The 23812-nt window shown below is 58.8% G+C and carries 21 protein-coding genes; 3 read left to right on the forward strand and 18 right to left on the reverse strand.

The window, feature by feature from the left end; genetic code table 11:
- Nucleotides 1–519: 519 nt before the first annotated feature.
- The 3 genes from HM1_RS12190 to HM1_RS15310 form a co-directional block, all read right to left on the reverse strand.
- A complete protein-coding gene (locus tag HM1_RS12190) occupies nucleotides 520–1152 on the reverse strand; it encodes a DedA family protein (protein ID WP_012283695.1) in 633 nt (210 codons plus the stop codon).
- 104 nt (nucleotides 1153–1256) lie between these two features.
- Nucleotides 1257–2009 (reverse strand): class I SAM-dependent DNA methyltransferase, encoded by a 753-nt coding sequence (locus HM1_RS12195; protein ID WP_012283696.1) that lies wholly within the window; start codon nucleotides 2007–2009, stop codon nucleotides 1257–1259.
- Between the two features lie 153 nt (nucleotides 2010–2162).
- Complete coding sequence (locus HM1_RS15310; RefSeq protein ID WP_187147783.1) at nucleotides 2163–3149, reverse strand: peptidylprolyl isomerase; 987 nt, start codon at nucleotides 3147–3149, stop codon at nucleotides 2163–2165.
- 231 nt (nucleotides 3150–3380) lie between these two features.
- Here HM1_RS15310 and HM1_RS12205 point away from each other — a divergent pair, with 231 nt between their 5' ends.
- The 3 genes from HM1_RS12205 to HM1_RS12215 are packed head-to-tail and all read left to right on the forward strand — an operon-like array spanning nucleotide 3381 to nucleotide 7473.
- The gene (locus HM1_RS12205) at nucleotides 3381–3869 is read left to right on the forward strand and encodes a MarR family winged helix-turn-helix transcriptional regulator (RefSeq protein WP_012283698.1); all 489 of its coding nucleotides are present in this window, start codon (nucleotides 3381–3383) and stop codon (nucleotides 3867–3869) included.
- Nucleotides 3863–5605 carry an ABC transporter ATP-binding protein gene (locus HM1_RS12210; protein WP_012283699.1) on the forward strand — a complete coding sequence of 581 codons (1743 nt, stop codon included), beginning with the start codon at nucleotides 3863–3865 and terminating at the stop codon, nucleotides 5603–5605. The genes HM1_RS12205 and HM1_RS12210 overlap by 7 nt, the downstream gene beginning before the upstream one ends.
- Entirely contained in the window at nucleotides 5602–7473 is a 1872-nt protein-coding gene (locus tag HM1_RS12215; protein ID WP_012283700.1) for an ABC transporter ATP-binding protein, read from the forward strand. The genes HM1_RS12210 and HM1_RS12215 overlap by 4 nt, the downstream gene beginning before the upstream one ends.
- A 101-nt stretch (nucleotides 7474–7574) precedes the next feature.
- Here HM1_RS12215 and HM1_RS15315 read toward each other — a convergent pair whose 3' ends face one another.
- The 15 genes from HM1_RS15315 to proB all read right to left on the reverse strand — a co-directional run bounded on the left by HM1_RS15315 (nucleotide 7575) and on the right by proB (nucleotide 23795).
- Nucleotides 7575–8483, reverse strand: coding sequence for a nucleotidyltransferase family protein (locus tag HM1_RS15315; protein ID WP_012283701.1), 909 nt, complete (start codon nucleotides 8481–8483; stop codon nucleotides 7575–7577).
- Nucleotides 8440–9249, reverse strand: coding sequence for a selenium cofactor biosynthesis protein YqeC (yqeC, locus tag HM1_RS14765; protein ID WP_049754166.1), 810 nt, complete (start codon nucleotides 9247–9249; stop codon nucleotides 8440–8442). Before yqeC ends, HM1_RS15315 begins: the two co-directional genes overlap by 44 nt.
- Before the next feature lie 108 nt (nucleotides 9250–9357).
- The gene (locus tag HM1_RS12230; RefSeq protein ID WP_012283703.1) at nucleotides 9358–10743 is read right to left on the reverse strand and encodes a 5'-deoxyadenosine deaminase; all 1386 of its coding nucleotides are present in this window, start codon (nucleotides 10741–10743) and stop codon (nucleotides 9358–9360) included.
- Nucleotides 10744–10814: 71 nt separating this feature from the next.
- Complete coding sequence (locus tag HM1_RS12235) at nucleotides 10815–11747, reverse strand: ABC transporter permease (RefSeq protein ID WP_012283705.1); 933 nt, start codon at nucleotides 11745–11747, stop codon at nucleotides 10815–10817.
- Between the two features lies 1 nt (nucleotide 11748).
- A complete protein-coding gene (locus tag HM1_RS12240) occupies nucleotides 11749–12864 on the reverse strand; it encodes an ABC transporter permease (RefSeq protein ID WP_012283706.1) in 1116 nt (371 codons plus the stop codon).
- Complete coding sequence (locus HM1_RS12245) at nucleotides 12854–14383, reverse strand: ABC transporter ATP-binding protein (protein ID WP_012283707.1); 1530 nt, start codon at nucleotides 14381–14383, stop codon at nucleotides 12854–12856. The genes HM1_RS12240 and HM1_RS12245 overlap by 11 nt, the downstream gene beginning before the upstream one ends.
- A gap of 241 nt (nucleotides 14384–14624) precedes the next feature.
- A complete protein-coding gene (locus HM1_RS12250) occupies nucleotides 14625–15746 on the reverse strand; it encodes a BMP family ABC transporter substrate-binding protein (protein ID WP_012283709.1) in 1122 nt (373 codons plus the stop codon).
- Nucleotides 15747–16154: 408 nt separating this feature from the next.
- Nucleotides 16155–17519 carry a PLP-dependent cysteine synthase family protein gene (locus HM1_RS12260; protein ID WP_012283710.1) on the reverse strand — a complete coding sequence of 455 codons (1365 nt, stop codon included), beginning with the start codon at nucleotides 17517–17519 and terminating at the stop codon, nucleotides 16155–16157.
- A gap of 126 nt (nucleotides 17520–17645) precedes the next feature.
- Nucleotides 17646–18887: a threonine synthase gene (thrC, locus tag HM1_RS12265; RefSeq protein ID WP_012283711.1), complete on the reverse strand. Its 1242-nt coding sequence runs from the start codon at nucleotides 18885–18887 to the stop codon at nucleotides 17646–17648.
- A gap of 166 nt (nucleotides 18888–19053) precedes the next feature.
- Nucleotides 19054–19422, reverse strand: coding sequence for a ribosome silencing factor (gene rsfS / locus HM1_RS12270; protein ID WP_012283712.1), 369 nt, complete (start codon nucleotides 19420–19422; stop codon nucleotides 19054–19056).
- Between the two features lie 60 nt (nucleotides 19423–19482).
- A complete protein-coding gene (gene yqeK / locus HM1_RS12275) occupies nucleotides 19483–20142 on the reverse strand; it encodes a bis(5'-nucleosyl)-tetraphosphatase (symmetrical) YqeK (protein ID WP_049754167.1) in 660 nt (219 codons plus the stop codon).
- A 55-nt stretch (nucleotides 20143–20197) separates the two neighbouring features.
- Nucleotides 20198–20458: an RNA recognition motif domain-containing protein gene (locus tag HM1_RS12280; RefSeq protein WP_012283714.1), complete on the reverse strand. Its 261-nt coding sequence runs from the start codon at nucleotides 20456–20458 to the stop codon at nucleotides 20198–20200.
- An 88-nt stretch (nucleotides 20459–20546) separates the two neighbouring features.
- A complete protein-coding gene (gene nadD / locus HM1_RS12285) occupies nucleotides 20547–21371 on the reverse strand; it encodes a nicotinate-nucleotide adenylyltransferase (RefSeq protein ID WP_335324167.1) in 825 nt (274 codons plus the stop codon).
- Nucleotides 21340–22593, reverse strand: a complete 1254-nt coding sequence (locus HM1_RS12290; protein WP_012283716.1) for a glutamate-5-semialdehyde dehydrogenase — start codon at nucleotides 22591–22593, stop codon at nucleotides 21340–21342. Before HM1_RS12290 ends, nadD begins: the two co-directional genes overlap by 32 nt.
- A 53-nt stretch (nucleotides 22594–22646) precedes the next feature.
- On the reverse strand, nucleotides 22647–23795 hold the full coding sequence (proB, locus tag HM1_RS12295; protein ID WP_012283717.1) for a glutamate 5-kinase: 1149 nt from the start codon (nucleotides 23793–23795) through the stop codon (nucleotides 22647–22649).
- Between the last annotated feature and the right edge of the window lie 17 nt (nucleotides 23796–23812).

A 23812-nucleotide genomic window follows, 5' to 3' on the forward strand; every position in this document is an offset into this window, starting at 1 on the left:
CCGCACCGGGGGACTTCTCCATGCTATTAAACCTTCCAGGCGCTTTGCCTGGGAGGGCTGGCTCGCGTTGCCTCAAAAACAACCTTCGCGCATGAGGTCCGTTGCCGGAAATCGGCCGCTCGCGCAGGGATAACGGTCCTGCCACCGGCAGGTCTTACAGGGATGTGCCGGCTGACTTCCTATCGGATCGCTGCCCCTTTTGGGACAGCCATACAATCAGCCTGCGCATCTGACGCTTTCGTTGCGCCAGCGTTCCCCCTTCGGCCCTACGACTCCCGGGCGAGGTTCGACCGCCTCTCCCCTGCCTTGCACCAGCCGGCAGGTCTCTGGTGGAAGATGGACGGTATACTGCTCCCGTTCATCGTCATTTTCGTCATATCGGGGTCATATGTCTTCCATTATAGCATTTCCCGCAACAAATGCAATGTCGTCGCTGCGATCCCTGCAGTTCAGACCTAACATTTCATACCCAACGCTGTTGACCCGAAAATCTTTTAGCAACAACTCCGTCTTTGCCGATCATCTCGGGCGGCTCTCCCGGTAGTCCTTGAACTTGTGCCAGAGCCAAAAAGCGCCAAGCAGGCCGATAAGGGCGATGATGACGATGTCGATATCATGGCCGTACTTGCGGATGGACTGCCAGTTCTCGCCGAGGACGTAACCGATGTAGGCGAGGCCGTAGCACCAGGGGAAGGAGCCCAAGAAGGTGTAGAGGGTGAACTTCTTCACGTCCATCTTAGCGATACCGGCCGGCAAGGAGATGAAGGTGCGGATGACCGGCAGGAGGCGGCTGATGAAGATGGCCGCGTCGCCGTACTTGTCAAACCAGCGCTGAGCCATGTTGAATTCCTTGCGCGAGATGAGCCAGCCGAAGTATTTGAAGAGAAACTCCTCGCCAAGGGCACGCCCGGCATAGTAGGCGGCCCATGAGCCGATAACGTTGCCAACAGTGCCGGCCATGGCGGCGCCGAAGAGGGTAATCGAGCCCTGGTAAGCCATGAAGCCGGCCATGGGCATGATGATCTCTGACGGCAGGGGGATGCAGGCGCTCTCGATGGCCATGCCGATAGCGACGCCGGTGTAACCGAAAGAGTTGAGGTAGGCGACGATTTGGGTCAGGAAGGCCTCGATCACCTTGATCAGATCGCTCAACGATACTTCTCCTTAATGAACATTGTTTGTTGGTTCAGAGGGCATTGGTTTATAGATGTAGAGGGGTTTATTGGTCTCGCCCCCCAATGGACCTTCTGGCCACCCTATTCGCTCCCTTTTCGGGCGACGATATAGATGCGATCGCTCGTGTCTGCCGGCGCGTTGCCGTCCAGGTCGCCGTAAAAGCCTTCCAGGGTAAGGCCGGCAGCGGCTACAGCGCTTTCGATCTCGTCGCGGCTGAACCACACCTGATAGTGGCTCTCTTCAAAACGTTCATAGAGGCCGTCCGGGCGAGCCACGAAGAAGAGTAGGTCCATCTCCACCATGCGGGTGACTGGAGAATAGTAATTTGACCAGATGTAAGCCAGATCCTCCCGGATTTCGGTAAAAGTTTCGTTACCCAGCACCGTCGACAGCTTATGTTCTGTATGCAGGTCGGCCACCAGCACGCCGCCCGGCGCGAGCGTCTTGGCGACACGGCTCAGCGTCTGGGTCAGGTCCTCAACGGAAGCGAGATAGTTCAAGCCGTCGAGAAAGCAGACGATGGCCTCCACCTGCCGGGGGTATTCGAGGCGACGCATGTCCTGATTTAAGAGGAGCAGTTGACCCCGCTCCAGGTATTCCTCATGGCGATCGGCGCAGACGGCCAGCATGTCCGGCGAGAGGTCGACGCCGACGACGCGGTAGCCCCGCTTGAGCAGGCGCTCGGTGATGGCGCCGGTACCGCAGGCCAGGTCAAGGACGGTGACCGGTTGGAGCCCGTAGCGGGAAAAAACGCCTTCGGTGAAGTCCACCCAGTCGTCGTAGTTGACATCGGCCATCAGCCGGTCGTAGACGCCGGCTAGGAGTTCATACATGCTGCTCATCTCCGCTTCAATTCTGTCACGATATGATCCGGTTGCCGGACGTATGCTTCTCATTTTACCATGGTCGCCGGAGATTTCAAATGAGGCGATCTTTTATCGCTAATCAGCGGGCACTTTGATCGTAGCGCTATTCAATTTGATGAATTACTGTTCTTCCACCCTCACTTCATAGATCACCGTATCCAGCAACGGCTGGCTGATCTCGCCGCCAGGCCCCGCTTCGACAGGCGTATCGGCGATCCGCTTCACCACATCCATGCCGCCGATCACCTCGCCGAAGATGGTGTAGTTGGGATTACTGTTCAGGTTCTTTGCGGCGTCGCCGGTGCAGATGAAAAACTGGCTGCCGTTCGTATCCGGACCGGCGTTGGCCATAGCGACGACGCCGGGACCGTAAGGGATTTTCACGGGCAGCTCGTCGGCGAAGCGATAACCGGGGCCGCCGGTGCCCTTGCCGAGGGGATCGCCCGTCTGGATCATGAAGTCACCGATGATCCGGTGGAAACGGATGCCGTCATAAAAGCGCTCCCGCGCCAGGAACAGGAAGTTGTTGACGGTCCGGGGAGCATCCTGGGGGCGGAGTTTGATGGTGAAGTCGCCGGCGTTGGTGCGGACGGTGGCGTGATACTCCTTGCCCGGATCGATGGTCATGGCAGGCGGTTTGTCATACTTGTTGTTTTTGGCAATCACCGTCTTTTCGGGGATGACCTGTAGGGTCACCCTATTCGTCTCACCGTCCCAGCCGGCTTTTGCGCCATAGACGGCGCTGATCAGTTGCAGCGGCACGAGGACGCGCCCATCTTGCCGGACAGCCGTTGTGTCTATCGTCGCTGTGACGCCGTTGATATAGGCCTTCGGTTGGCCGATAGGAATGGCGATCGTCTTGCCGCGGTACTGGATGAGCGCCATTTGTTCACTTTCATTCCATCTCACCTGAGCGCCCAACTGTTCACTGATAAAACGCAACGGCACCATCGTGCGACCGTCATCATTCACATAAGGCTTCACATCGGGAAAGTCGACGGTGACGCCGTTGACGCTGATGGTCACCTCATTGGCGCTGACCGCGCTAACCGGCGCGGTTAAAAGCAACATGGAACAGAGTATCGTCGTGATCGCCTTATTTCTCATTTTTTTCTCCTCCAAAGCCTGCATTGTCATCTTGTTGATATATTTGCTGTTTTCTTTCCCAAATCCTTTTTCCCTGCCGCTTTCACGAAAGGGATTCGAACACATTACAGCACATCCTATTCCGCCCCCGCCAAATGTTGTGCGATTGACTCTCTCTTGAGGCAATTATATAATTAGTTAGGTTAACAAATATTTTTTCAGTAAATGGCAAATCGCCTGTGAGGTGACGAAATGGTTCATGAAAGCGGCACGGCCCAAAAACTGCTGCAAGCCTTCATGCAGTTTAAGCGGATCGAGTGGCACCAGCGGAGTATCCTCGGATACAAGCCCAGCGAAATCAAGGTCCTCTTTTGCATCAAGAAAGGACGAAAGCCCGGTTCTCGCGGCATCAAGGCGTCCGAGATCAGCCAACTCCTGCGCGTAAGGCCCCCTACGGTGACGCAACTGATCAAGGACCTGGAGGCAAGAGGTCTGGTGGAGCGGGCCATCGATCGGGATGACCGGCGCGCGGCGCTCATCGGGTTGACGCAGAAGGGCGAAAAGGTGACCAAAGCGGCAGCCGATGAGTTTGTGAGCGCCTTCGACGGATTGGTCAACCACCTGGGCGAGGTGAAGAGCCAGCAACTGGCCGAACTGCTGAATGAGGCGTTCCTTTATTTCGCCACAAAAGAGGCCCCCACATCACAGATCCTATCAAAGGAAGAGGATAGCGCATGTTAAAGCTATACCGTTTTTTGCATCCCTATCGGGCCTCTGTCACCCTGCTCCTGGTCCTGCTCTTTTTGCAAGCCCTGTCCGAATTGTATCTGCCGACCTTGATGGCCGATATCGTGAACTGGGGCATCGTGACCGGCGACAGCGTCTATATCCTGAAGCTCGGCGGCCTCATGCTGATCGTGGCCGCTGTCGGGGGGATCTGCTCAATTGGGGCAAGCAACCTGTCTGCCAAAGCGGCCTCCGGCTTCAGCCGCGACCTCCGGAGCGCCCTGTTCACCCATGTGGAGCGCTTTTCCCTCCAGGAGTTCAACCGCTTCGGCGCCGCCTCGCTGATCACCCGGACGACGAACGACATCCATCAACTGCAGCAGATGTTGACAGTGACGATGCGCATGATGATCAGCGCCCCCTTGATGTGCGCCGGCGGCATCATCATGGCTGTGTCCCGCGACGCCCGCCTGTCCCTCGTTTTCGCCGCCGTCGTCCCCATCCTGGCGGCGGTCATCTTTATCATGGCGCGCAAGGGAATGCCCCTCTTTAAAGCCATCCAGGTGAAGCTCGACAAATTAAACCAGGTCCTCCGGGAAACCTTGATGGGGATCCGCGTGATCCGCTCCTTCGACCGTGGCGACCATCAGAAGGTGCGCTTTCATGAGGCCAACGCCGACCTATCGAACACAGCGATCCAGGTAAACCGCATCATGGCCGCCCTGATGCCGATCATGATGCTGCTCTTGAACTTCTCCATCATCGCCATCGTCTGGTTCGGCAGCCTGCGCATCGAAAGCGGGCATTTGCAGGTGGGCGACCTGATGGCTTTTATCCAGTATGCCATGCAGATCCTGTTTTCGTTGATGATGGCGGCCTTTCTTTTTGTCATGATTCCTCGGGCCTCCGCCTCGGCCGCGCGCATCAACGAGGTGCTCGATACGGTTGCGACGATCGTCGATCCGGTGACGATTGACGGAACAAATCCTCCCTTGACAAGCCCCGCTGTAGAGACCCTGGAGTTCCGCAACGTCACCTTCTCCTACCCCGGCGCGGAACAGCCGGTCCTCTCCGATGTTTCCTTCACAGCCCGGTCCGGCGAGATCACGGCCATCATCGGCGGCACCGGCTCAGGCAAGTCGACGCTGTTGAGCCTGATCCCCCGCTTATACGACATCGACAGCGGCAGCATTCTCTTGGATGGCGTCGATGTGCGCCAGCTGGCCCAGCAAGACCTGCGTGCGAAGATCGGCTATGTGTCGCAAAAGGCGCTGCTCTTTTCCGGCACCATCGCCGAGAACATCCGCTGCGGAAAGTCCGACGCCTCTGGCGACGACATCCTGCGCGCCCTGGCGATCGCCCAGGCCGGCGAGTTCATCGCTGAGCGGGCCGGCGGTCTCGATTCCCCCATCGCCCAGGGCGGCGCCGACCTGTCAGGCGGGCAGAAACAGCGCCTCTCCATCGCCCGCGCCCTTGTGAGAAAACCAGCCATCTACCTCTTCGACGACAGCTTTTCCGCCCTCGACTATAAGACAGCCGCCAACCTGCGCGCCGCTTTGAAACCGGAGATCGCCAATGCCATCGTGCTGCTCGTGGCGCAGCGGGTCTCCACCATCATGGACGCGACGCGCATCATCGTCCTCGACCAGGGGCGTATCGCCGGCATCGGCGACCACAAGCAGTTGATGCAAAGCTGTGATGTGTACCGCGAGATCGTCGCCTCTCAACTCTCGGAGGAGGACGCAGCATGACGAAGGCAAGTAGCATCAAAACAGCACCACGTGCCGGTTTCAGCCCTGGCGGCGGACCACCCATGGGGATGCCGGTGCAAAAAGCGAAGAATGTCAAGGACACACTCCGCCGTCTGGCGGCCTACCTGCGCCCGCACCGGCTCTCCCTCTTCACCGTTCTCGTCACAGCCCTGCTCAGCACCGTCTTCTCCATCGTCAGCCCGAAACTGCTGGGCAATGCCACGACACGGCTCTTTGCAGGGCTGATGATGCGCTATCAGGGGTCGCCAGACGCTGCCATCGACTTTCCCTATATCGCGAAGATCCTGCTCGTCCTGGCGGGGCTATACGGATTCAGCGCCCTTTTCGGGTATGTGCAGCAGTATGTCATGGCCGGTGTGGCCCAAAAGACGGTCTTTGCGCTGCGGCAGGATGTGAACGAAAAACTGTCTCGCCTGCCGCTGCGCTATTTTGACAGCAAACCGCACGGCGAGACGCTGAGCCGGGTCGTCAACGACGTAGACAATATCAGCAACACCTTGAGCCAGAGCCTGACCCAGCTGATCACGAACGTGGTGACGATCGTCGGCATCATCGTCATGATGCTGGTCATCAGCCCCGGGATGACCCTAATCCTCCTCGTCACCCTGCCCTTGAGCGCCTTCGTGATCAAAAGCATCGCCTCCCGCTCCCAGTCTCATTTCATCAACCAGCAAAAGACGCTGGGAGAACTGAATAGCCATATCGAAGAGATGTACACGGCCCATCCTGTCGTCAAAGCCTACGGCCAGGAGGCATCGTCGATCGCCAAGTTCAGCGCTATCAATGAACAGCTTTATGACGTTAGCTGGCGGGCTCAGTTCATCTCCGGCATCATCATGCCGCTGATGATGTTCATCAACAACATCGGCTATGTCCTCGTCTGTGTCGTCGGCGGCGTGATGGTCACGAAAAGGGCCATTGAGATCGGCGATGTGCAGGCCTTCATCCAGTACGCCCGGCAGTTCGCCCACCCTATCACCCAGACAGCCAATATCGCCAACGTGATCCAGTCCACCATCGCCTCAGCCGAGCGGGTTTTCGAACTGCTCGATGAGGCGGAAGAAGCGGATATAGCCGCTGTTCCAGCATTCCGCCCCTTGGGGGACGTCGCCTTTGAAGCGGTCTCTTTCCGCTACAAATCGGACGAACCGCTCATCGAGGATATGTCGATCCACGTCAAAGCGGGACAGACAGTCGCCATCGTCGGACCGACCGGCGCCGGCAAGACGACGTTGATCAACCTGTTGATGCGTTTTTATGAGGTCGACTGTGGGCGCATCACCATTGACGGCGTTGATATCCGTCATCTCCGTAGAAGCGATCTGCGGCGCTGCTTCGGCATGGTCCTCCAAGACACCTGGCTCTTTCATGGCACGATCAGGGAGAATATCGCCTACGGACGTGAAGGGGCCACGGAGGAGGAGATCGTCCACGCCGCCAAGGCGGCGAAGGCCGACCGCTTCATCCGCACCCTGCCTGACGGTTACGCCACTGTGCTCGATGAGGAAGCCTCCAACATCTCGCAGGGGCAAAAGCAGTTGCTGACCATCGCCCGCGCCCTCTTGGCTGACCCGGCCATCCTCATCCTCGACGAGGCCACCAGCAGCGTTGACACGCGCACAGAGGCGCTGATTCAGAAGGCGATGGGGAGATTGATGCAGGGTCGGACCAGCTTCGTCATCGCCCACCGGTTGTCGACCATCCGAGAGGCCGATCTGATCCTGGTCATGGACCATGGCAAGGTCATCGAACAGGGGAACCATGCCGATTTGCTTGCCAAAGGCGGTTTTTACGCAGAGCTGTATCACAGCCAGTTCCGTGAAGGCGGGCTTCCGCAGGCGGTATAAGTACAATCCCCCCTATGGCAGCGTTCAGCCTGTCGTAGGGGGGATTTGCTCTGTCGGGCTTTCCTATCGATGGCATAAGATAATCAAAACATACAAAAGGCTCATCCTTGCCGGACGGGCCTCGCAGAAAAGGTTCTCTTTTGCCGTTGCAGGGCTTCGTAATCTGTCCAGGTATCGACATCTGCAAAAGGTCCTTCGTCCGCCCAGTCGACCGAAACAAGGCAGCCTGGGTTTTTCTGGATCAGATCTCGTCCTCCCTGGTCACCGGTCAGTGTCGACAAGGCAGATCGCCAGGCGACGCCGAAGAGGACCGGGCTGCGCCACTGTCCTGCGTGCCGGGGAACAACGATGGCGCGCCGATCATTTTTTTGAAAAAAGGCGTTCGCCATGGCCGCTATCAAAAGTGGTTCGATAAAGGGTTGATCGCCCGGCAAGAAGAGATATCCAGAAAGTTCGGTCGCTTGGCTATCTGGCGCCGGCAATGGACTTATCATTGGCGATGAGCTTACCACCGGCATTTGGCTTTCTGCCGTCGCCTGACTTACTGCCGGAGATGAGCATAACGTGGAGACTGCCAACCGGACCGACGACGCCTGCCCTTCCTCTCGACTTTCGTTGTAAACGACTCGGTAACCCCGGCTCAAAGACAGGTCAGCGAGGGCGTGCCTCGGCTCACCGATGACGACGAGTCGACGGCCCCAAGGCAAGTCGTTCATCCGGTCCAAGGCGTGGGCCAAGAGCGGTTTTTCTCCCAGGGGCAGTAGGAGTTTAGGCTGTCCCATGCGTCGCGAAAATCCTGCTGCCAAAATGGCGATGCCTAGAGAAGAGAATCGTTTTGGGGTCAGCAGGGCTGTCTGCGAGACTGATGACACCGTTGATTGTCCTGGCGGTGCCGCCTTCGCAAGAGCACCGTCTTGCGGAGCAGAGGAAGCGATGCATAAAAAGGAAGAGGACTCTCCCTCTTCCCTATCGTGGCTGATAGACCCGCAGCGCCCGCAGTTCTCGGCCATATCCTTTCGTCCAAATGACGCGCTCAGTGCGGCCGTCCCCTTCCTTCCAGATTTGATGAACGATCGCTTCCACCCAGCGCCGGTGCAGATCCGCCTTGTCGCCGCCGGCGTCGCCGCTGTTCAGCACAAGCGTCCGTTTTCCCGCGGCGCCACGGAATATCCCCTTCGGATGGAGGGCCAACCGGGCCAGGTCCTCCGGTTCGATGGGTTCCCCATTCTCCTTTCCGATGATGGGTCGAACAAGTCCTGGACGATGGACGACAGTCGTGTCAATGGGACTCCCGATGGCGCCGAGGTGAAGTACACCGACCGTCAGATCGCTCCGGGAGGGAACAGCCGGTTCATGGGCGGCCGGCGCTTTGAGCAGACGGCCGCCGGCACCGTCTGCCTCGATCAAAAGATGCCAGGAACATCGATAATCACAAAGGCGGTCCACCCATTCCGGCGGAAGACCTTTCACTTTTTCCTCGGAAAAACCCAGGAACCAGCCGGCCCGGCCGAAGCGCCTCAGGTCGGAAAGCACCTGCAAAAGCCCAGGCTGAAATTCCTCCTGAAAGACGGGCGCCAGATGCTCCACCTGCGCATAAGCCATTCGGGTGGTCGTCGTCAGCACATAAGGGATCCGCTCTGTATCCCACTGGTCGCTGAGAGACATCAGGAGCGAACTCTTTCCACCTGCCCCGACGACCGACACTACCGTCGGGCTCATGATGCCGAACGCCTCTGATAACCGCACGATATCAACCTCCGGAATAAACGCTTCCATACAGCGTTACACCTGCCGGTCGCCCGATTCTACTCACTGGTTCAACTTCAGAGACAGGGCTTCACGAGGCGGCTGTCACCGACCATTGCATTCATCGAATTGCTGCAGTCACCGGACGATCCCGGCCCTGCGGACAACGCGGACGATGGCTTCACTCGCGTCGCGGAGCAAGTCTTTTTCATCGATCGTGGTCAGTTTCCCTTCCTCATAGACGATGCGACCGTCGACCATCGTCAACACCACGTCGCTCCCCCGCGCCTGGTAGACCAGTTGGGTGTACACATCGGCGCCCTCGATGGGGGCGCAGTGGAGATGATTGAGATCAAGCATGGCCAAATCAGCCCGCTTACCCACTTCGAGAGAACCGATGCGGTCCGCCATGCCCATCACCTGAGCTCCGCCTAAGGTGGCCAGTTCAAAGACCTGCCAGGCCGGCATGGCTGTCGGGCCGTGAAGCGCTTTCTGGATCAGTGCTGCGGTGCGCATCTCCGTGAAGGGATCGAGGTTATTGTTGCAAGGAGCGCCGTCGGCCCCGATGGAGACAGCGACATTCCGGCGGATCAGCTCCGGGATAGGCGCGACGCCGGAGCCGAGTTTCAAGTTGCAGGAGGGACAGTGGGATACCTTGATGCGGCGCTGTTCGATCAGATCCAGTTCCGCCTCATCGAGCCAGATACAGTGGGCCAGGATCAGGTTGTCACCGGCCATGCCCAGGTGGTCGAAGTAGAGAACATTGCGCATCTTGCGCTCTTCCTGGACGATGGCGATCTCGCCCCGGCTTTCCGATGCGTGGGTGTGGATCATGACGCCGTAGCGCCGAGCCAGATCGCCCACCTCAAGGAGCAGTTCCTCGCTGCAGGATATGGCGAAGCGGGGCGCAAAGGCATAGTGAAGCCGCCCGTCGCCCTTCCCATGCCATTTCTCGAGAAGATCGACGCTCTCTCTGAGCGATTCCTCCCGCTGTTCCATCAGGGTGACCGGAACATCCTGCCCCCGATCCATCATGCACTTGCCGCTCAGGGCGCGGATACCCGAGTCGACGATCGCCTGGAAAACCGATTCGGTGTGGTGGACGGTGGCCATGTCGACGATGGCCGTAGTGCCGCAACGAAACATCTCGCCGATCCCCAGGCAGGCCGACGTATAGAGGGATTCCGCATCATGGGCGCCTTCCAAAGGCCAGATGCGCAGTTTCAGCCAATCGAGCAGCTCCAGGTCATCGGCTTGACCGCGAAAGAGGGTCTGACAGAGGTGGATATGGCCTTGGATGATCCCGGGGATGACCATGCGTCCCTGCGCATCGATGATCCGGTCTGCGAAGAAGGCGGTTTGGCGATCGCTTGCAGGGCTGGATTCACCTACTGAGTCGAGGTCGCCTCCGGGGCGAATGGACGAAATTACCCCATCGCAGATAGCGAGGTCTCCCCGGATGACCTGGCGTTGCTGATTCATGGTCACGATCAATGCGTCTTTGATGATGATGCGGCGGGACAATCGATTCACCTCGATCTTCGGAAGGGTAAGGCGGTTCCTTCAGGCTGGGCCTTGGATTTCGCTGCCGACTTTTACCGCTCCTCCCGGTTATACGATAATCCTAATGCCTCCGGCGAAGCGATGCGGCGGGTCTTCGTCTCACGGGTGACGACGATGAGGACGACGATCGTGAGGACATAGGGGAGCATCTTCAGGAAGAAAGAGGGGATCTGGATGCCCAGTGTCTGCATGGTAAAGCCGAGCACATCGATGGTGCCGAAGAAGAAGCTGCCGAAGAAGGCTCGGATAGGGTTCCACATGCCGAAGATGACGAGAGCGACAGCGATCCAGCCCCTTCCGGCCGTCATGTTCTCCAACCAGGAAGGCGCATAGGCCAGCGACAGATAGGCGCCGGCGATACCGGCGAGCATGCCGCCGGCGATGACACAGGCGTAGCGGGTGGCAAAGACGTTGATGGCCGCCGCATCAGCAGCGGCTGGGTTTTCTCCGACAGCGCGCAGTTCCAGGCCGGCCTTGGTCCGGAAGAGGAAGAACCAGATGATGGCGATCAGCACATAGCTGATGTAGACGAGCACATCATGTTTGAAGAGGATCTCGCCGATAAAGGGGATATCGCTGAGAACGGGGATGGGGACGGGTTTGAAGGTGTTGGCCAGGGGGACGCCGATCAGGCTTTTGCCGAGGTAACCGCTGAGTCCGGAACCGAAGATGGTCAAGGCGAGACCGCTGACGACCTGATTGGCCCGCAAGGTGATGCACAAAAAGGCGTGAATGCAAGCCATCAGGCCGCCGGCGACAGTGGCCATGGCCAGGCCGCTCCATTCGTTCTGGGCGCTGTGCGTGACGAGAAAACCGGTGACAGCACCGACAAGCATCATGCCCTCGACGCCCAGGTTGAGGATGCCGGCTCGCTCTGACAGGATCTCGCCGAGGGCGGCGAAAAGGAGCGGGGTGCCGGCGATGACGCCAGTGGCCAGGAGGGATACCCATATCGATGTTTCCATATTATTGCCCCTCCTTCCCGCTGGTTTTCAGCCGATAGTTGACAAAAATTTCGCCGCCGACAACGAAGAACAGGATGGCCCCCTGCAGCATAGAGACGGTCGCTGCCGGGAAACCGCTCGTCTGGATGCTGTAACCGCCGACGAGGAGGCCGCCGAAGAGGAAGGAAACGAAGACGATCGCCCAGGGGTGCAGGCGGGCCAGCCAGGCGATGATGATGGCTGAATAACCGTAGCCTGGCGAGATGCCGTGCTGAAGCCGCTGGGTGATGCCGGAAACCTCGGTCATGCCGGCGAGGCCGGCCAGGGCGCCGCTGACGAACATGACCAGGAGGATATTTTTGACGTGGTTCATGCCGGCGTAACGGGCAGCTGAGGGGCTCTCGCCGCTGACGCGGATCTCAAAGCCCCAGCGGGTGTGGCGGAGGACGAAATAGAGAATGGCCGCCGTGATCAGCGCCAAGAAGAGGCCTATGTGGATGCGGCTCGTCCCGAAGGCCGGCAAGATGGCGCTCGGGGAAAAGGGCGCCGTAATGGGGAAATTGAAGCCATTAGGGTCCTTCCAGGGACCGTAAACAAGGTAATCGACCCAGAGGATGGCGATGTAGTTCATCAACAAGGTGGTGATCGTCTCATTTACCTTCAGATAAGCCCGGGGGATAGCCGGCAGGAGGCCCCAAAGGCCGCCCATGCCCATGCCCATGATCGCCATAGCAGGAAGCAGCACATAAGCCGGCCAGTCCGGGCAGTTGAGAGCGACCCAACTGGCGCCGAAGGCGCCCATGTACAACTGACCTTCAGCGCCGATGTTCCACAACTGCATGCGAAAAGCGATCGATACGGCAAGGCTACAGAGCATGAGCGGGATGGCCTTGACGACCGTTTCCGATATCCCGTAAGAGGAGCCGAAGGCGCCTTCCAGCATCAGCGAGTAAACCCTCAAGGGTTCCTTGCCGGTGGCGGCGATAAAGAAACCAGCGAAGATCAATCCGATGACGATGGATAGCACCGGAACGAGGACGATCGCCATCGCGGGGGTGTTGCTCCGCTTTTCGAAACGCCAATCGGCAAGGCGCAGGCGTCCGGCGAATCCTTGTCTTTCTGCCCGTTCAGGATGCATCCCTCTTCACCCTCCTCGCTGCGGCATCCATCCGCTCACCTGCCATCATCATGCCCACCGCTTCGATGGTTGCCGCCCGCGGGTCGACGACGCCCATGATCTCACCGCCATGAAGCACAGCGATGCGATCAGACAGGTCAAACAGCTCTTCCAATTCTTCCGAGATGAGCAAGATGGCGACGCCGGCGTCGCGCTGGGCCACCAGGAGGTTGCGGATCGTTTCCATGGCTCCTACGTCAAGGCCACGCATGGGGTACATGGCCACAATCAGCCGAGGGTTATTGGAGATCTCTCGCCCAAGGAGCAGCTTTTGCAAGTTGCCGCCGGAGAGCATCTTGACCGGCTCCTTGGCGTTGGCGATTTTTACGTCAAAACGTTGAATGATCTCGTCTGTATCCCGGGCCGCTTTTTTCCAATTGATGATGCCCCGGGCCTCGCCGCCGCCCTTCAACAGGTAGTTCTCGACAGCGTTCATGTTCGGCGCCAAACCGGTGCCAAGGCGATCCTCGGGAATGTAGCTGACGCCGGCCCGGATCATCGCTTTCGGCGTCGCCTGGGTCATCTCCACGCCGTTGATCTTTTTCACGCCCGTCTCAATGGCCCGCAGTCCGGCTACCACCTCGGCCAATTCCCGCTGGCCGTTGCCGGCTACGCCAGCGATGCCCAGGATTTCACCACCGTAGATGTCGAGCGAAAGCGACTTCAAAGCCGGAAGCCCCCGGTCGTTGAGGGCGGATACATCGGTCAATTCGAGGATCTTGTCGCCTCGTTTCGCCGGGGCCTTGTCGGTGCGCAAGATGACCGTCCGGCCAACCATCATCTGCGTCAGTTGCATCTCGTCGGTTTCCGCTGTGTAGACGGTGCCGACGGAGCGACCGCCCCGCAACACCGTGATGCGGTCTGTGTTGCCGAGCACCTCGCTCAACTTGTGGGAGATGACGATGATCGCCTTGCCCTCATCGGCCATACGCCGCAAGGTCGCATACAGGCTGACGGCCTCCTGAGGCGTCAAGACGGCTGTAGGTTCGTCGAGGATGATGATGTCTGCGCCGCGGAAGAGGATCTTCAGAATCTCCACCCGCTGTTGTTCCCCGACAGACAACTGCCACACCGGGGCAGCGGGATCGACCAGGAGGCTGTATTTCTCACTGGCCGCCCGTACCTGGGCGTTGATGGCGCGAATGTCATAAACCTGCCGGATCCCTTTGAGGCCGAGCAGGATGTTTTCCGATACAGTAAAGGGCTTAACCAACTTGAAGTGCTGATGCACCATGCCGATACCATGTGCGACGGCGTCCCGCGGAGACAGCAGTTCCACCGGTCGCCCGTTGATGCGGATCTCGCCGCCATCGGGGCGGTAGAGTCCGGTGAGCACGTTCATCAGGGTGCTCTTCCCTGCGCCGTTCTCTCCGAGCAGGGCATGAATCTCCCCTTTGCGAACGGCGAAGCTGACCCGATCATTGGCCACGACACCGGGGAATCGTTTGGTTATGTCGATCATCTCGACCATATCGTCCATCACATGCACCCTACCCTATGTTGTCGTTTGCAAAAATCAGCCCGACAAATGGCTTGCCGTCCGCCAGAAAACTGGCGGACGGCGACCATCCTGATATTGCTTGAACCCTGCATCCTGGAAAACCTCTGAATTTTACGAAAAAACGTTGTTTCGTGGAGAAGGGGCTGTTTGCATAAAGAGCGCCTTTCCCATCAACCTCTTCACTGATAAAAAGCTGTCCACGCCGAATATGTGAAAAAGTTTACTTGGGGATGGTTCCGTCGACACCCTGGACGAACCAGTTGAATTCGAGCATTTCCTTGTCGGTCATCTTGGTGCCTTCTTGCACCTTCACCTGACCGGACTGGTCTTTGATCGGGCCGGTGAAGACATCCCATTCACCTTTGACGATGGACTCTTTCTTTTTGGCGATCAGGGCTTTCGTGTCATCGCTCACCATGGGGCCATAGGGAGCGAGGTCGACGATGTTGTCGGACATGGGACCCCAATACTGCTCAGGCTTCCAGGACTTGTCCATGACCGCCTTGACGGTCTTTACATAGTAGGGCCCCCAGTTCCAGACAGGACCGGTCAACACAGCTTTGGGCGCGAAGGAACTCATGTCGGTGTTGTAACCGACGCCGAATTTGCCTTTTTCCTCAGCAGCCTGCATCGGAGCAGGGGTGTCCTGGTGCTGGGCGATCACGTCGGCGCCAGCATCGAGGAGGCTCTTGGCGGCATCTTTTTCTTTGGCAGGGTCATACCAGGTGTTGGTCCAGACAACTTTGACGATGGCGCTGGGGTTGACTTCCCTCACGCCCAAGGTAAAAGCGTTGATGCCGCGGATAACTTCGGGAATGGGCATGGCCGCCACATAGCCGATGACGTTGCTCTGTGTCTGTTTGCCGGCGGCGAGACCGGAGAGGTAGCGGGCCTGGTAGATGCGTCCGAAGTATGTACCCACATTGGGCGCCGTCTTATAACCGGAGCAGTGAAGGAAAGTCACATCGGGGAATTTCTGGGCCACTTTGATCACATAGTCCATATAGCCGAAGCTGGTGGCGAAGATGATCTTATTGCCTTTAGTGGCCAACTCTGTGAGCACCCGCTCAGCGTCAGCGCCCTCGGGTACAGACTCCACGACAGACGTTTCCACATTGGGCATTTCTTTTTCCAGGTACTTGCGAGCCTGGTCATGGGCGTAGGACCAACCGGCGTCGCCGACAGGTCCGACATAGACGAAGGCCACCTTGACTTTGTCGCCAGTCGCTTTGTCTGCCGGTTGTTGAGAAGCGGTAGGTTGTCCGCCGCAACCGGTCAGCACGAGACCGAGGGCGAGGGTCAGGCTCAGGAGAATCGCCAGCCTTTTGGATTTGAATTTCACGAATACATCCTCCCTGTTTTGTTTTTGTTGTATTACAGACTGTTATAGCGAGGGTTGTCGAATTTTCCCTCGCAGACGTCTCCATCCCTCCTCACGCTAGTTCTATCAGCCACAAATAAAAGGCCCTTCACCACGCGGCCTCTTCCCTTCGCGGTGAAGGGCGCCATTGCCCTTCTGTCAGTCCATTCGCTGATCCGATCCATTTCCCTGATACTTGTAATTTTATTCCCAGAACCTTTGAAAAGCAAGACCTGAAAGCGTCTATTCTTGACCTTCGGCTTCATTTTTCGCCGTTTACGTTCAAAGCCACCGTGGCTTTTTGACCATCCTTGGTGTCTTTTCCCTCTTTTGTAAAGTCTTCATTTGGGTAGTACTTGTACGGCAAGTCTGGGGTGTAAGGCCGGTGGATCAGTCTTTTTGTCGGCTCGCGGCGATCTTCTCGTTGTAGACCTTCACCTTGGCGTACTGTTCCTCCCAGAAGCCGGCTTCACGCATGGCGTTGAGGAAGTCGATGCTGTAGCCGAACTTGAGCCAGTCTTTCTCTTTCTGCTGAAAGAGCCGCTCTTTTTTATCGGCGCGTCGGACATCGAAGACCAGCTGGTCATCGGCACCAAGGAAGATGTCCTTAGCCCACCGTTCGAGGACGAAGGGCGCCGTTTCCAGGTAACGGCGGTCCAGGTCTTCTATCACCGAATGGTAGCGGTCAAAGCCGTCGGTGGCGACGGTGACCACGTTGTCGCCAGGGCCGAGGCGGAGGAACTTAGCTATCTTGATGGCGCCCAGGATGTTGCAGATCCCTGAGGGGCCGAACCAGTCGCGGATGGACAGGGCAAAATCGCGATCAACACCCATCCGGGTAAGAACCTCTACACCGTCCCGGAAAACTTTCAGTCCCTGGATCGTTTCCTCATCCCGGATCAGGATGATGAAATCGGTGGTCAGCACATTGTGAATGAGGGTGCACATCTTGTCACCGATGCCTTCGATGCGATGCTGACCGCGCCCGCCGTTAGCCAGGGTCGAGCACTCATAGGGTTCCAGCGCCCCGATCTTGGCCTCCGGGAAGACGGCTTTGATCTGATCGCCAGCGGCGAGGGTGCCGGCAGAACCGGGTGCTGAGACAAAGGCGGCGACGCGCCCGTTGCCGACGCCCTGGACGGCCTCGATGGCACTATTGCCGGTCACGTGGCGGTGGAAGCGGTAGTTGGGAAAAAGCTCGAACTGGGCCAAGGCTTTATAGGCGGGGTTTTTCATCATCTCATGGGTCCGTTCCAGCGTCAAGATGACATCCGATTCACTGCCCGGCGTCAGTTCCAGCTCACCGCCGTATTTTTGGATCCGCTCATAGCGCTCCTTGCTCATGTTGTCGGGCATGATGACGATAGCCTTAAAACCGAGCAGGTTGGAGATGTAAGCGGTGCCGATGCCAAAATTGCCTGTCGACGGGCCAAGGATGGTATGTACGCCGGGGATGATCTCACCATCGACAAGCCCTTCCATCAGGGTGCTGTAGGCGGGGCCGACTTTGTGGGAGCCTGAGGGGAAGCCGTAGCCAAGCATGACGACGATGTTGGCATCAACACCGGTGAGGGCCGGCGGCAGGACGACCTTGCGCACTTGGTTATCGCTGTTTTTCCAGGTGATATTGAAAAGGTTGAGCGGGTCCAGTTCGTTCTGGCGCAGCGCAAAGAGCGCCTGGGAACGAAGCGAAGGGTCCAGGCGCTCTGGGTGAAGCATTTCATCGTAGGTCGGTCCAAAGGGAATCCGGGTCATATCGATTCCTCCCCAGGGGGAAACCCATGTCGGGCAACCCCGTTACCATGTTCTTCTTCGCCGTGACTGTGCGAACTTCCTCTCGGCCGCTTTGCTTCTCGCCAGAAGTCCCCCACTTGTCGCCTGTCAGGGGCTCGCTACGCGCCGGACAGCATCCAACGCTGGATCGACCGGCACGGGCAGCCCGGCCGCCCGGATGGCGCTGGCGATGTCCTTCAAGCCATTTCCCGTGACGATGACAGCCACCACATCGTCAGGGCCGATGATCCCTTGACGGCGAGCCTCCTGGACGCCGGCCACACCGGTGGCGCCGGCCGGTTCGCCAAAGACGGCGGCCTTGCGGGCCAGGGTGGTCATGGCTTCGAGGATGGCCTGGTCGGGTACGGCGACATAAGCCCCGCCCGATTCTGTCACGGCTCGCAGCCCTTTGACAAAATTGCGGGGGTGACCGACGGCGATGGAATCAGCCAAGGTATCGGCCTCACAAGGGGTGAGCCTTTTCCCCTCCCGCCAGGCGGTGACGAAGGGCTGGCAACCGGCGGCCTGCACACCCAGGATCTTCGGCGTCTTTTCGATCCAGCCGATGCGCTGCATCTCCTTGAAGCCTTTCCAGACGCCGCCGATAGTGCAGCCGTCGCCGACAGAGACGACGACCCAGTCGGGGAAGGCGCCCCGCTCCCGGAACTGCTCAACGAGTTCCAGGGCGACCGTTTTCTTCCCTTCAATTAGGTAAGCGTTGATGGCGCAGTTGCGGTTGTACCAGCCGAAGTGGCTGCTGGCCGCCATGCACAGTTCCCAGGCTTGATCATAGGTTCCTTGAACGGAAAACACCTGGGCGCCGAAGACGAGCAACTGGGCCACCTTGGCTTCCGGCGCCCGCTTAGGAACGAAGATGGAGGCCGGCAGACCGGCGGCGGCGGCAAAGCCCGCTAAGGAGGAGGCCGCGTTGCCCGTGGAGGCACAGGTGATCCGGGAGGCGCCTCTCTCCATGGCCTTGAGAACCCCTACGGCGCTGGCCCGGTCCTTGAAAGAGGCCGTCGGGTTGCGGCCTTCATCTTTCACCCAGCAGTCGGCCACATCGAGCGTTTCTGCCAGCCTCGAGGCTCGATAGAGAGGCGTCCAGCCGACCTGCAGATGGCTGATCCGCTCCGGTTCGGCGACCGGCAGGAGCGGCAGGTACCGCCACATGGAGCGCGGTCCGCCCGCGCTGAAGGTGACAGGGTCCATCTCCGCCTTGACCGCCTCATAGTCATAGAGCACGTCGAGGATGCCCTCATGGTAGCCGCAGAGGGGACAGTAATAGTCCACATCGCCGGGATCATGCTGTTTCCCGCAATGGATACACTGCAGTGCTAGCACATGTCTCATCGTCTCACCCCTGCCTGATCGTAGACGCGAAAAGCAGGCCAACGGTTGTCCGTTTCATAACACTTATGTATTTCGGTAAGACAATCACTTTCGTATCACCTCGCTGCCCTGATGAGGGCGCCCATCTGCTCCCGCGGGATGAGAAGGCGCCCTGACAGCGACGATGCTACTGCATGAACTCCCCGAAGTTCGGCTCCACCGCCCTGGGCGCATCGCCCCAGAGGCGTTCCAAGGCATAATGGTCTCGCGTCTCGGGGCGGAAGATGTGAACAACCACATCGCCGTAGTCCATCAGCACCCAGCGCCCGTCTCGGTAGCCTTCTACGCGCAGGGTGTGGCGGCCGTAATCCTTCAGTTTTTCTTCGATGTTCATGCAGATGGCTTGCACCTGGGGCGTCGAATTGCCGTTGCAGAGGACAAAATAGTCAGTCACATTCGACTTGCCGCGCAGATCGAGAAGGGTGATGTCATAGGCTTTTTTATCGGCGGCCGCTTCGGCGATGGCGATGGCCGTTGCTTTGCTGTCTTGTCCCAAGTTACCCTTTCCTCCCTGTTTATTGTTTCTACGTGATGGCTTTGTGTGATGATAGTCCTTTTAACGATTGGGCTTTTCCGTTGTTTTTTCGATATGTTGTTGACTGTCCATGCCTTCCCGTTTTCGCTCCAGGATTAACCGATTGCGCGTCTCGACCGTGAGGGGGTGCAGCAGCCCGCCTTTGCGGAGGACATGCTCGATCGCCTGATCGAGGCAGGCGAGGACGGCGCTGTCCAGCGACTGTCCAGCCAGTTTGCGGAGCCTGTCGACACCCTTGTAGGCCCGATTAGGTTCGATCTTGTCGGCCAGATAGACGATCTTCTCCAGAAGGGCCATGCCGGGGTGGCCTATCGTGTGATGACGCACCGCCTTGAGCACCTCGTCATCATCGAGTCTGTACACCTTCGCCGCCCACCAGGCGCCGGCGTAGCCGTGGAGAAGTTCCACCTGATTTCGCTCCCACGGTTCGAGGGGAACGCCGGCCTCCTCACAGGCTTGCAGCAGCCGGTCGGAGGGCCATTCGCGGGCAATGTCATGGGCAAGGGCTGCAAGGCGGGCTCGCTCCGGATCAGCGCCCCATTGAACAGCCAATCGGTAAGCCGTTTCACCAGTCCCTACCGTATGGATAAAACGACGCGGGCTCATCTCACGGGCCAGATCTTCTTGCAGGCGCCGGCTGATGGCTTGCCAATCTCCCAACAGGATCATCCTTTCCGTCATACACAATAATAAACCTCCTATCCCGCTACGGTCTAGGAGGTGCATATAAATTCTTTTATTGATCCTGCCTGGGCTTGGCCTCGTTGACGGTCAGCATCCTGCCTTCGTACTCGGCGCCATTCATGGCTTCCACCATGCGCTCGGCGTCTTCATCTCTGACCTCGACGAAACCGAAACCTCTTGAACGGCCGGTCTCTCTGTCTGTGATGATCCGGCTGCTCAAAACCTCCCCATAAGGGGAAAAAAGTTCTGTCAGGTTCTCGGGCTTGGTCGCCCAAGGCAAATTACCCACATAGAGGGTCCGCGTCAATCCCATTCACCTCACCATAAACCCTGATTCTGGCTTCAAGCGATATTCCTCTTCGCCCTGCGCTCGCGACTTAGTATGACCGGAAACGGCGGGGTTATTCGCGAGGCTGCCGATGGCGCGACGCAAGATGGTAGACGCCGGTTTCCATAATGCGATGGAGCACCGGCTCAGGCAGCAGGTATTTGACGGAGCGACCTTCATAGAGGCGCCGTCGGATATCGGTGGAGGAGATGGCCAAGGCCGGCACCTCGACTAGGTGGATCCGACCGGAAAAAGCCTCCATGCGCGCTACCGCTTTCCGGAGGTGGTCCCGGCCATAGCCGGGGCGGTAGGCGGCGATGAAGCGGCATTCGGCCATCAGCTGGTCGATCTGGCGCCAAGTCATGATCTCCAGGATGGCGTCAGCGCCGGTGATGAAGAAAAACTCGGCCTGCTCTCCGTACTCACGCCGGAAGGCGCGAACCGTATCGATGGTGTAGGAATAGCCGGGGCGGATGACCTCTACGTCGGACATGCGAAAACGGGGGTTGGAACAGGTGGCCAATTCGGTCAGCCGGTAGCGTTCCCAGGGATCTGTGACGTCCTGGTGCTGCTTGTGCGGTGGTCGGCCTGAAGGCACGAAGACGACGACAGAGAGGTCGAACAGATCGGCCGCTGCCTCCGCCGTCACCAGGTGGCCGTAGTGGACAGGGTCGAAGGTGCCGCCCATAATCCCCACGCGGACCATTGCTTCCCCTGTTTGCGCTGCCTCCTTTTGGGGCACTTTGATCTTGGGCACCTTGATCCCGTAACTGGTATCCACCCACTCATAGTGGGCCAAGTCTTCGGGGATGGAGATGACGACGCCGTGGGGACCGATGATAAAGCCCTTGCGCTCAACAGGGGAATTAACGGATCTGTCCATCGCCGTAGCAGACATACTTGATCGTCGTCAACTCATTCAATCCCATAGGGCCGCGGGCATGCAGTTTCTGGGTGGAGATGCCGATCTCGGCGCCCATGCCGAATTGGAAGCCGTCGGTGAAACGGGTGGAGGCGTTCACATAGACGGCAGCAGCGTCGACACGGCGGGTGAACTCACGGGCGCGGCTGTAGTCACGGGTGACGATGGCCTCCGAGTGGCCTGTCGAGTATTTGCGGATATGTTCCAGTGCCTCGTCAAAGCTGTCGACGATTTTCACGGCCAGGATCAGGTCGAGAAACTCAGTGGCATAATCTTCATCGGTGGCCTCCTTGATCCCGGAAAAGAGGCTCAACGTGCGGGGGCAGCCGCGCAGTTCCACGTTCATCTCCGTCAACACCTTGCCGATATGAGGAATGAACTTGCGGGCCACATCCTGGTGGACGAGGAGCGACTCGGCAGCGTTGCAGACGCCAGGGCGCTGGCACTTGGCATTGATGATAATCTTTTCTGCCATCTCCAGGTCGGCGTCGGCGTCGACGTAGATGTGGCAGTTGCCAACGCCCGTCTCAATGACCGGCACGGTGGCGTTTTTAACGACAGCCTGAATCAATCCGGCGCCGCCGCGAGGGATGAGCACGTCCAGGTATTCGTTCATGGTCATCATCTGTTGAGCCACTTCGCGGCTACTATCCTCCACCAGTTGAATCGCCCCTTCGGGGATACCTGCCTCTTCGGATGCTTTGGAAATGGCCTTGACGATGGCCATGTTGGAGCGGATCGCCTCAGAGCCGCCGCGCAGGATGACAGCGTTTCCTGTCTTCAGGCAGAGACCGGCGGCGTCCACGGTGACGTTGGGCCGGGCTTCGTAGATGATCCCAACGACACCAAGAGGAACGCGCACCTGGCCGATTTCCAGGCCGTTGGGGCGACGCCACTGGCGCTTTACCTCGCCGATCGGATCAGGCAGGCTGACAAGGGCGTACAGGCCTTCCGCCATTTCTTCGATGCGCTTTTTGTTCAGCATCAACCGGTCCAAAAGCGCCTTGGACATGCCTTTTTGCCGTCCCGCTTCCATGTCGAGGGCGTTAGCGGCCAGGATCTCTTCTTCCTGGGCTACTAGGGCATAAGCCATCGCTTCAAGGGCCTTGTTTTTGACCTGCGAGGACAAAGACCCCAATTTGTAGGCAGCGTCCTTCGCTTTTTTACCCTTTAATGACAGTTCGGAATATACGATCATGTCTTTTTCCCCCTGTTTCGCCTGTGGTTCTTTTACGCCTGCGCTATCGTGGGCTAGCCGATATGCCGAGAGACCATGACGGTCAGATTGTCCCGGTGAACGACCTCGTCAACACCTTTCACGCCCAGAACGGCTTCGATGTCCTGGCATTGTTTCCCCATGATGCGCCGGACCTGATCGGCCGAGTACTGGGTGACGCCGCGGGCTACTTCCAGGCCATCCGGCGAGATGATGCTCACCATGTCTCCGCTCTGAAACTCGCCTTCGGCGCCGGTAATGCCGCAGGGAAGCAGACTTTTACCGCCTGAGACGATGGCCTCGGCGGCGCCGGCGTCGATATGGATGCGGCCGCTGGAGGCGGAGCCGAAAGCCAGCCAGCGCTTATAACCGGGCAGTGGCGTTTCGTTGGGGACGAACAATGTCCCCACCTCCGCCCCGTTCATGATCTCCCGGAGCGCGTTGGGGCGGCTGCCCCGGGCGATGACCATGGCTACACCCGATTCGACGGCGATTTTGGCCGCTTGCAGCTTCGTCGCCATGCCGCCGGTGCCCAGGTTTGTGCCTGCGCCGGCCGCCATCGCCTCGATCTCCGGTGTGATCTCGGCCACTTCGGGGATGAAGACGGCAGTCGGATCCACCCGCGGGTTGGCCGAGTAGAGTCCGTCGATATCGGTCAGCAGGATCAACAGGTCGCCTCGGACCAGGCCCGCCACCAGCGCCGACAAGGTGTCATTGTCGCCGAAGCGGAGGCGGATCTCATCAATGGCGACTGTATCGTTTTCATTAATGATGGGGATGACGTTCATCCGCAGGAGCGCCTCGAGGGTGTTGCCGGCGTTGATGTAGCGTTCCCGGAAGGCGAAGTCATCCCGCGTCAACAGCACCTGGGCGACGACGAGGCCATACTCAGCGAAGAGTTTTTCATACATGTGCATCAGGATGCCCTGGCCGACAGCGGCGCAAGCCTGTTTTTCCGGCACTGATTTGGGCCGCTTCTCTAGGCCTAGTCTCCCCATCCCGGCACCGACGGCGCCGGAAGTGACCAGTATGACCTGATGACCCCGATTAGAAAGATCCGCCAGTTGCCGGACGAGCTTTTCCATCTGCTCCAGATTGAGCTTGCCCGTGCCATGGGTCAAGATGCTGGTGCCCACCTTGACGATGACGCGGCGGGCTTTGGGCAGGTCTTGGCGTCCGAACACTGGGCGCACCTCCAAGT

Source organism: Heliomicrobium modesticaldum Ice1 (assembly GCF_000019165.1).
Lineage (GTDB): Bacteria > Bacillota > Desulfitobacteriia > Heliobacteriales > Heliobacteriaceae > Heliomicrobium > Heliomicrobium modesticaldum.